At 38.5% G+C, this 8,518-nt stretch carries 6 protein-coding genes and 1 CRISPR repeat array; of the genes, 3 read left to right on the forward strand and 3 right to left on the reverse strand.

The genetic code is table 11. From position 1 onward, the window contains the following. The first annotated feature begins 31 nt into the window (after nt 1-31). Nucleotides 32-1,188: a CRISPR direct-repeat array (repeat unit 30 nt; unit sequence GTTTCAATTCCTAAATGGTACGATTAAAGC). A 298-nt stretch (nt 1,189-1,486) separates the two neighbouring features. After that, nucleotides 1,487-2,857, reverse strand: a complete 1,371-nt coding sequence (locus P1X15_RS31395; protein WP_277342063.1) for a Gfo/Idh/MocA family protein — start codon at nt 2,855-2,857, stop codon at nt 1,487-1,489. A gap of 192 nt (nt 2,858-3,049) precedes the next feature. Between P1X15_RS31395 and trmB the strand changes: the two genes are divergently transcribed. Then, nucleotides 3,050-3,733 (forward strand): tRNA (guanosine(46)-N7)-methyltransferase TrmB, encoded by a 684-nt coding sequence (gene trmB, locus P1X15_RS31400; protein ID WP_277342064.1) that lies wholly within the window; start codon nt 3,050-3,052, stop codon nt 3,731-3,733. A gap of 180 nt (nt 3,734-3,913) precedes the next feature. Here trmB and gap read toward each other — a convergent pair whose 3' ends face one another. Beyond that, nucleotides 3,914-4,927, reverse strand: coding sequence for a type I glyceraldehyde-3-phosphate dehydrogenase (gene gap, locus P1X15_RS31405; RefSeq protein WP_277342065.1), 1,014 nt, complete (start codon nt 4,925-4,927; stop codon nt 3,914-3,916). A 596-nt stretch (nt 4,928-5,523) separates the two neighbouring features. Between gap and P1X15_RS31410 the strand changes: the two genes are divergently transcribed. Then, nucleotides 5,524-6,336, forward strand: a complete 813-nt coding sequence (locus tag P1X15_RS31410; RefSeq protein ID WP_277342066.1) for a 2,3,4,5-tetrahydropyridine-2,6-dicarboxylate N-succinyltransferase — start codon at nt 5,524-5,526, stop codon at nt 6,334-6,336. A 503-nt stretch (nt 6,337-6,839) separates the two neighbouring features. Beyond that, on the forward strand, nt 6,840-7,370 hold the full coding sequence (locus tag P1X15_RS31415) for a helix-turn-helix transcriptional regulator (RefSeq protein WP_277342067.1): 531 nt from the start codon (nt 6,840-6,842) through the stop codon (nt 7,368-7,370). Between the two features lie 597 nt (nt 7,371-7,967). On the opposite strand, the gene P1X15_RS31420 is transcribed toward P1X15_RS31415, so the two are convergent. Next, on the reverse strand, nt 7,968-8,291 hold the full coding sequence (locus tag P1X15_RS31420; RefSeq protein WP_277342068.1) for a hypothetical protein: 324 nt from the start codon (nt 8,289-8,291) through the stop codon (nt 7,968-7,970). Nucleotides 8,292-8,518: the final 227 nt, after the last annotated feature.

Raw genomic sequence — 8,518 nt, forward strand, 5'->3', positions numbered from 1 at the left:
ATGGTCTACTAATCAACAAAACAACCAACTCGTTTCAATTCCTAAATGGTACGATTAAAGCCGAGTAATGGTCTACTAATCAACAAAACAACCAACTCGTTTCAATTCCTAAATGGTACGATTAAAGCCGAGTAATGGTCTACTAATCAACAAAACAACCAACTCGTTTCAATTCCTAAATGGTACGATTAAAGCGCATAGGCTTCGCTCTACTAGAGTATCCAAAAGACGTTTCAATTCCTAAATGGTACGATTAAAGCAACGTGGGACAGCTCTCAAGCAACCGTCAAAACGTGTTTCAATTCCTAAATGGTACGATTAAAGCGCGTATTGACTGATTGCAAGGCTGCACCTGTGACCAGTTTCAATTCCTAAATGGTACGATTAAAGCCTGGCTTGCCTTACGGTACTAAAGCACGCCTAATTCGTTTCAATTCCTAAATGGTACGATTAAAGCTGCTTTTTCTGCCCTCGCTAATATCTCGCCATGCTCGTTTCAATTCCTAAATGGTACGATTAAAGCAAAGTGGATATAGTCAGAAGTCCTTTGTGTTCCCTAGTTTCAATTCCTAAATGGTACGATTAAAGCGCATTCATTATTTTGTTTTTTTGCGGTTTGATTTATGTTTCAATTCCTAAATGGTACGATTAAAGCTAATAGTACGGTCTCATCGGGGGATTCGGAAACTTCTTGTTTCAATTCCTAAATGGTACGATTAAAGCTCAACTATCGGGCTACGGACTAGCAACGGGAATCAAGTTTCAATTCCTAAATGGTACGATTAAAGCTAGACAAGGTTGAAAACAATAACCCAGCTTTATAGGCGTTTCAATTCCTAAATGGTACGATTAAAGCTTTTAGCGCATCAACTTGGTCGCTGTAGGCTTTCTGTTTCAATTCCTAAATGGTACGATTAAAGCACTCGTCCACCAGTCCAATAACATCCGAAACAGGATGCGTTTCAATTCCTAAATGGTACGATTAAAGCATAGGTTTTAATGTCAACCTAGACATTTTAGGGGAAAGTTTCAATTCCTAAATGGTACGATTAAAGCAAGTTGGGTCTTTAAGGTCTTTGGGTGAACTCTGAGTTTCAATTCCTAAATGGTACGATTAAAGCAAGGATAGAATTTGTTTTGAGCCACTTCGTAAGCATTGTTTCAATTCCTAAATGGTACGATTAAAGCCCGTCGCAAAAACAGCGGTTTTGGCGTAATTTTAAGGTTTTTTATCGGGTTTATCAACTAAAAAATCGTCGAAGGCCAATAACTGGATTTTACCTGACCTTCGACGACTGCTCATTATCAGGTACTTACTTGAGTGTGTCGTCTTTTTTGAAAAAAATATGTCAATGAACATGCGCTAATTATTCCCTTCGACGACTTGTAGAGTCGTCGAAGGGGGAGCATCGTCACCATAAAAATAATCAAATTGTAAAACAATTAGGAAACATACGTGAAGTTATCTTTGCTACTTTATCTGAAATCATAGGCTCGCGATTTCCCAGCCCGATCGATATTGCCGACGGAGAAACTTCTCCGCTTCTGGATAATTGGGGAATTTCATTTTTTTTGCGTCCCATTCCAAAAGCTGCCCAGGAACTCGTATCGCTACTGTCCCTAACAGTACAGTTTCAGTCATGGGACCCGATTGAGCAAAATGAGATTCGGTATTTTCACCCCCTAAGCAAGCATCCACAAAATGATGATAATGGTTGCGTTCGGCAAGTGGAGGAGTTGAATAAGATTTAGGATTACCAGTTGGAATGATGATTGGCATTTTTTGATGAGGTATCAACAATGCCCCCTCCGTACCAATCAACATGGCAGATTCGGCAGGGTATTCTCCATCTTTGTACAAATCGCGAATTGCTTGAGGAGGATAAAATTCTCCATCAAACCACTCTACTTGTAAAGTTTTGTGGGCAGTCATTTTATTGCCCGGAAATTGCCACGTTATGTGGTCGCCTTGTGGCCAAGTATCAGCTCTACGTTCGGGAGAGTCTTGCCAAGACTTTTGCACTTCAGCTACGACCGATAGTGGGGATTTCAATCCTAAGCCTTTCCAGACGGCATCAAAAATATGACATCCTATGTCTCCCGACCAGCCCGTACCAAAATCTTGCCATGTACGCCAAATCGCAGGATGATAAATATCAGGTGCGTAAGGTCTGATTGGAGCCGTACCGAGCCATAAGTCCCAGTGGAGGTGGGGAGGAGCTTCATGACCCTCGGTAGGTCGGGGGCCTGGCAGGCGGTAACGAGCGATGGCCCCAGGCCGGTTTGAGCACAAATAAACCTGTTTTATTTTTCCTATGATACCTTGTTTGATCCAATTTACGGCAGTTCTGTCTCCTTGTGATGAGGCTACTTGAGTGCCGAGCTGGGTAACCACTCCCGCTTTGATAGCTTCTTTGGTAAGTGCCCTTACTTCGGCTACATCATGACACATGGGTTTTTGGCAATAAACGTGTTTTTTGAGATGCAATGCTTCGAATGCAATCGGGAAATGATTGTGGTCAGGTACACTGACATTCACAGAATCTATGTGAGCGGCTTCGTGCTTAAACAACTCCCGCCAATCAGTGTAGGTTTTGGCATTGGGTACAAGTTCGGAGGCGCATTTGAGATTTTTTTCATCTACATCACAGAGTGCCACGATTTCCACTTGCTGATGTTTTTTGAATTGTTGTAAATCGCCCCATCCCATTCCACCTACACCGATACAGGCATGCCTGAGTTTGGGGCTGTTGGAGGCTTGGGCTTCTTCATTAAATAAAAGAGGAGCTGCCATTGCTGCAGTGGCAGCTTTGACTAAAAACGCTCGACGAGAGTTTAAGTTGATTTTTTTTGTCATGGGCATAATCGGTTGAGGAATATTAGGAATAGTATTTAATAAAAAGGGGGGTGGGGATCTTTTCTAATGAGGAAGAGAACGCTTAACCGAATCAGTCAAAAATCTTTATAAAGCCAAATTTTGTACTTTTGCAGTCCGCTGAGAATTAAGCGGAGCGTATCTGTATACTATCACTTCGAAAATATCAAAATCTTGAGCCGTAAGAAACTCATTCGATTTGCCAAAAACACATTGGCTACCAACGTGTTAGAGGTAGGAAAGCCTCTGTACGAAAATATAAAAGGAAAATGGAACGAAAGCCTATTTTTTAACTCAAACCCCATAGTTTTAGAACTTGCCTGTGGAAAAGGGGAATATACGGTGGGATTGGCCCAAGTTTTTCCCGAAAAAAACTTTATCGGTATAGATGTCAAAGGAGATCGCATCTCAGTGGGAAGTCAGCAGGCATTTGAACAAGGTTTGACAAACGTAGCTTTTCTTCGGACCAACATTGAGTTTTTACAAAACTTTTTTGCAGAAGGAGAGGTATCCGAAATTTGGATTACTTTTCCTGACCCTTTCAATCTCAAAAAAAGAATAAGACGTAGGCTGACGCATCCACATTTTTTAGAAAAATACCGATCTGTAATGCGTAAGGAGGGATTATTACATCTAAAAACCGACAATCGAGAGCTGTTTGATTTTACTTTAGAAGAGCTTTCTGAGTTTGGATTCCGAGATTTGGAGTCTACTTACGACTTATACGAATCCGATTTAAAGGCGGAGCATTTTGGGATAAAGACTCGTTTTGAGCATATTTTCACCGAAAAAGGTTTCCCTGTGCATTACCTGAAAGGGCGTTTTTCTACTCAAAATAACCCCCTCCGAAGTCATTGATATAGGGGAAAATCTAAAAAAATGAATAAATATTCAAAAATGATTATATATTCATTTTTGAATATAACTAATTGTTATTCAGTATATTAACTTTAAAAGGGTAGGAGTAAAATACCTATTAAAAAAGGGAGCGAGAATACGCCCCCTTTTTTAATAGGTATTTTAAATAAGAACAATTAATTATTGTGAAATCAATTGTGCAAAGTACTTAACAGTACGAACTAGTTGGCTTACGTAGCTCATTTCGTTGTCGTACCAGCTTACTGTTTTTACCATTTGTTTGTCACCTACATTGATTACTTTTGTTTGAGTTGCATCAAACAAGCTACCAAAAGAAGTACCGATGATATCGCTACTTACGATTTCGTCTTCATTGTATCCAAAGCTTTCGTTACTGGCGGCTTTCATTACAGCGTTTACTTCGTCGGTCGTAACCTTTTTGCCCAAAATAACGGTCAATTCGGTCAAACTTCCGGTAATTACAGGGATACGTTGAGCACCTCCGTCTAATTTACCTTTTAGTTCTGGTAATACTAACCCGATGGCTTTAGCGGCGCCTGTGCTATTAGGAACGATATTGGCAGCAGCAGCTCTAGCACGTCTCAAATCTCCCTTAGCATGAGGAGCGTCAAGGGTATTTTGGTCGTTTGTATAAGCGTGTACTGTAGTCATGCTACCAATTTCTATTGTAAAAGCGTCGTTTAGTGCTTTTGCCATGGGTGCAAGACAGTTGGTAGTACAGCTAGCGCAGCTGATGATTGTTTCGCTACCGTCCAATATATTGTGGTTTACATTAAATACCACTGTTTTGAGGTCACCTGTTGCAGGGGCACTGATTACAACTCTTTTAGCACCTGCTGTTAGGTGAGCTTCTGCTTTAGCTTTGTCAGTAAAGAAACCTGTACATTCTAGTACTACATCTACTTCATGTGCTCCCCAAGGAATCTCGGCGGGGTTTCTTTGTGCATAAATACGTACTTCATCTCCATTTACAATGATACTATTATCGGTAGAAGTCACTTCTTCGTTGAATCTTCCCTGTGCGGTATCGTATTTTAATAGATGAGCAAGAACAGACGGGCTTGTAAGGTCGTTGATGGCTACTACATCAATGTCTGGCATGTTATAGATTTGACGGTAGGCTAGTCTTCCGATACGTCCGAAACCATTAATGGCTACTTTTACTTTTGACATGGTTATTTTGGTGGTTTAATGAGACATCTTACTCTTATTTTCGGCAAATATAATTATATATTTCTTATTACGTAGTTTAGTTTTTTTAGCAAATCCACTTTTGGCTCTTATTTTTATTTAGTAACATTAACTATTTATTAGCAAATAAGTTAGTAATTTGTTGATTGATTTAGTAATTATAGTGTCTTTGTGCTAAAATATAGAGCATTTGATACTAATGTTTGCTAAACGAAGAGCTAAACATATAGTTGATGCTAAAACATATAAATACTAAATGATAGTAAGCACTAAACATACATTACACATCTGACCCTAATACTCAAAATAAAAAGCGAGCAGAAAGAGATTCTAAGCAATAATAGTATTAACTTAGAGTAGCATATAAAAAATCAAAACACAATACATAAACAAACAGCTATAACAGGACAAAACATACAACAAAAAACAAGAAAGCTCTGATAGTAGACCATACAACAAAAATACGGCACCGAAAAGTACATTTTATAAAAAACCAAAGACAGTAAATTTATAGCCATATAAAGTGGTGATTTTCAATTTTTAAACAAAAAATAAGTAAAGTTTTACTTTAATAGCAAATGAAAGAAAAAGTACAAATTGAGCAAGCATGGGACAACAGAGAACTCACCAAAGATCCCTCCATTGTCAATGCGATTGAAAATGTAATACAAGCTTTAAACGACGGACACATTAGAGTTGCCGAACCAGTAGGGGAGAAGTGGCAAGTAAACGAATGGGTAAAGAAAGCCATTTTGCTATACTTCCCTATTCGTAGAATGGAACTAAAAGAAATAGGCATTTTCGAATACCACGATAAAATGAAACTAAAGACAGGGTACGAATCTTTAGGAGTAAGAGTAGTACCACCCGCTGTAGCAAGGCATGGTGCTTATTTAGCAAAAGGCGTGATACTAATGCCTTCCTATGTCAACATAGGAGCTTACGTAGATGAAGGTACCATGGTAGATACTTGGGCTACGGTAGGAAGCTGTGCACAAGTAGGCAAAAACGTTCACCTCAGTGGAGGGGTTGGAATAGGAGGGGTGCTCGAACCACCACAGGCTTCCCCAGTGATTATAGAAGATGGTGCGTTTATTGGATCAAGATGCATCGTAGTAGAAGGAGCTCACATAGGAGCTCGTGCAGTATTGGGAGCAGGAGTAACGATTACGGGTAGTTCCAAAATATTGGATGTAACCGGAGACGAAGTAGTAGAGTATAAAGGATACGTGCCCGCCGATAGTGTAGTCATTCCAGGTAGTTATCCAAAAACCTTCCCAGCCGGTTCGTTCCATGTGCCTTGCGCCCTTATTATAGGCAAGAGAAAGGCTAGTACAGACCTCAAAACCTCCTTAAACGACGCTTTAAGAGAAAATAACATTGCTGTATAAAGTGGCCACCAACTCTTTAAAACAAGAAAAAAGCCTCCTATACAGGAGGCTTTTTTGTGCTTCATTTACCCCATAAATATACTGTCGTCATAGCAAACCACAAGGTTCCAAATAAATCGGCTGATTACTTTCTGACATTCCCACGCTCTTTTCTCTCTTTCTATTTATCTATTTGAATCTTGTGCTTCCCGTTTTACGTATACAAATGTATACAATACAAAAGTAAAATCCAAATGTTTTGAAAAATAATTTTGAAAATACATTTGGCAACATCACTTTAATTATCAAAACATAAAAATCAGTCAATAGCCTGTATAACAGCTTATTACTTGTTTACAAATAGAAACAAATGTAAACAATCAGATGATCATGTTCACAAAAGTGATACAATAGAGTATATACATATGTAAACAGAAAAATTATTTATGTAAACATCGGAGGTTATTTAAGTAAACGTATTTATATTTGTAAATACATGAAGTTTACAAATATATCATATTCATATGACGACCTCTTCAGAATACACCGACGCCCGCTATCTAAAAAATAATAAAATAAGGGTTATCTTACATCAAAATGGGCTTAATGCTTCTCAATTTGCCGACGCGATAAAAGTCCAACGTTCGACCATTTCTCACATCCTTGCCTATAGAAATAGACCTAGTCATGATATATTAGAAAAAATTGTGGCTTGGAATGATAAATATAGCCTTGATTGGTTTCGAACTCAGACTCCAGAAGAGACTCAAATGATATCGGAACTCATTAAGAATCAGACATATGGAGGAGCAAAAGTACATTCGCAATCCCCTTCAGAATCGCGTGAAAAAACGATTCAACCTAAGAATACACCTACATTAGATTCTCGTAACGCGACGATCAAATTTGAAACCTCATCAAATCAGGTTTCGACCGAGCTATCTAAACCACGAAGAGCAGTACTCATAACTATTGTTTATGACGACGGAAGTTCTCAAGTCATTCCTGTCGATCCTAATTCAAAATTTAATCAGTTTTTAGGTCAATCTCATTAACTATTTTCAGCCTTCCTATCTGAGTTCAGATGCAGGATTTGCCGTCGCTTGGGTCTTACTTTACGTGGTGACTTAAACCCTACAGCGACGGCCCAAAAAAAACAGGATCAAACTAAGTAAGTAAGCAACCCTAAAAAAGTACGGTAATCTTTAGAATTAGGATGTTGGTTTTCTCCAAAAGAATCGTGGCTTTAGAGTACGGTCATGACCACCTTATTTTATTGGGTTTATTAATCAATAAAATGGTTTTTGATTATCTTCAAACAATCTCGTAATGAGTAATAATAAATATATTAAAATATTTTAATATAAATAATCAATATACTAAATATACTAATAACAATAGAGACGACAAATGTCGCCATAAAACACTAATATACAGCACATTACAAACATACTGTTTCACGATTGTTCCACGTGAATTATTTAACTCTTTCATTTCCAACGTCTTAAATTTCGCTTATTTTGCTATCAACGTAGCAGCATTTACTAAGAAAAAATTAGAATAAGGAGTTTCCTAAGTCATAATAGGAAAAAGAATCGGAAGTCGTTTAAAATCGAAGAACTAAAAAAATAATTCAAGTGAGGTATTGGCTTTTACTCCAACAAATGAGCGCTTTTCCAGATTTGGACAGTAGTGGAGACGTTTGCAAGCACTTTCCACCAAAATAAAAAACGCCAGTGCTTAGCCCCGCGTGCATTGGTTGCGCGATTGCCCCCGAAGAGGCGGGGCAGGGACATTATCATCGCTACAGGAGAGCCTTTTTGCTGGCTTAGATTTACTCCCAAATCATCAGCAATGGCAGCGAGAAGGGCGGTAAAATCGGCTTTGGCGTCGATGCCCTTTATATCGGCCACAAACTGGAAAACATCGCCCTGATGGCCTGTATTATGGGATTTGAAAAAGAGCTTGCCTTTCAAGGAAAATGATAATTTCCTGAATGGCTTGGGTCAAACTCAGGCAAATAAAAACGGATATTGGTTTATAGGTGCGAAATATAATAGATTAAGGCATTTCAATTTGTATCACCCTGAAATAGCTTGACAGATTTAGGATTCATTTTTGGTCACTGAAATAGTTTCTAAAATTGTACTTTTTGCTTTTTCTCACGTTTTGATGCTCTCCATCTTTTAGTTAATGGTCCCTT

It is taken from the genome of Runella sp. MFBS21, from assembly GCF_029433105.1.
In the GTDB taxonomy this organism is placed as follows: domain Bacteria; phylum Bacteroidota; class Bacteroidia; order Cytophagales; family Spirosomataceae; genus Runella.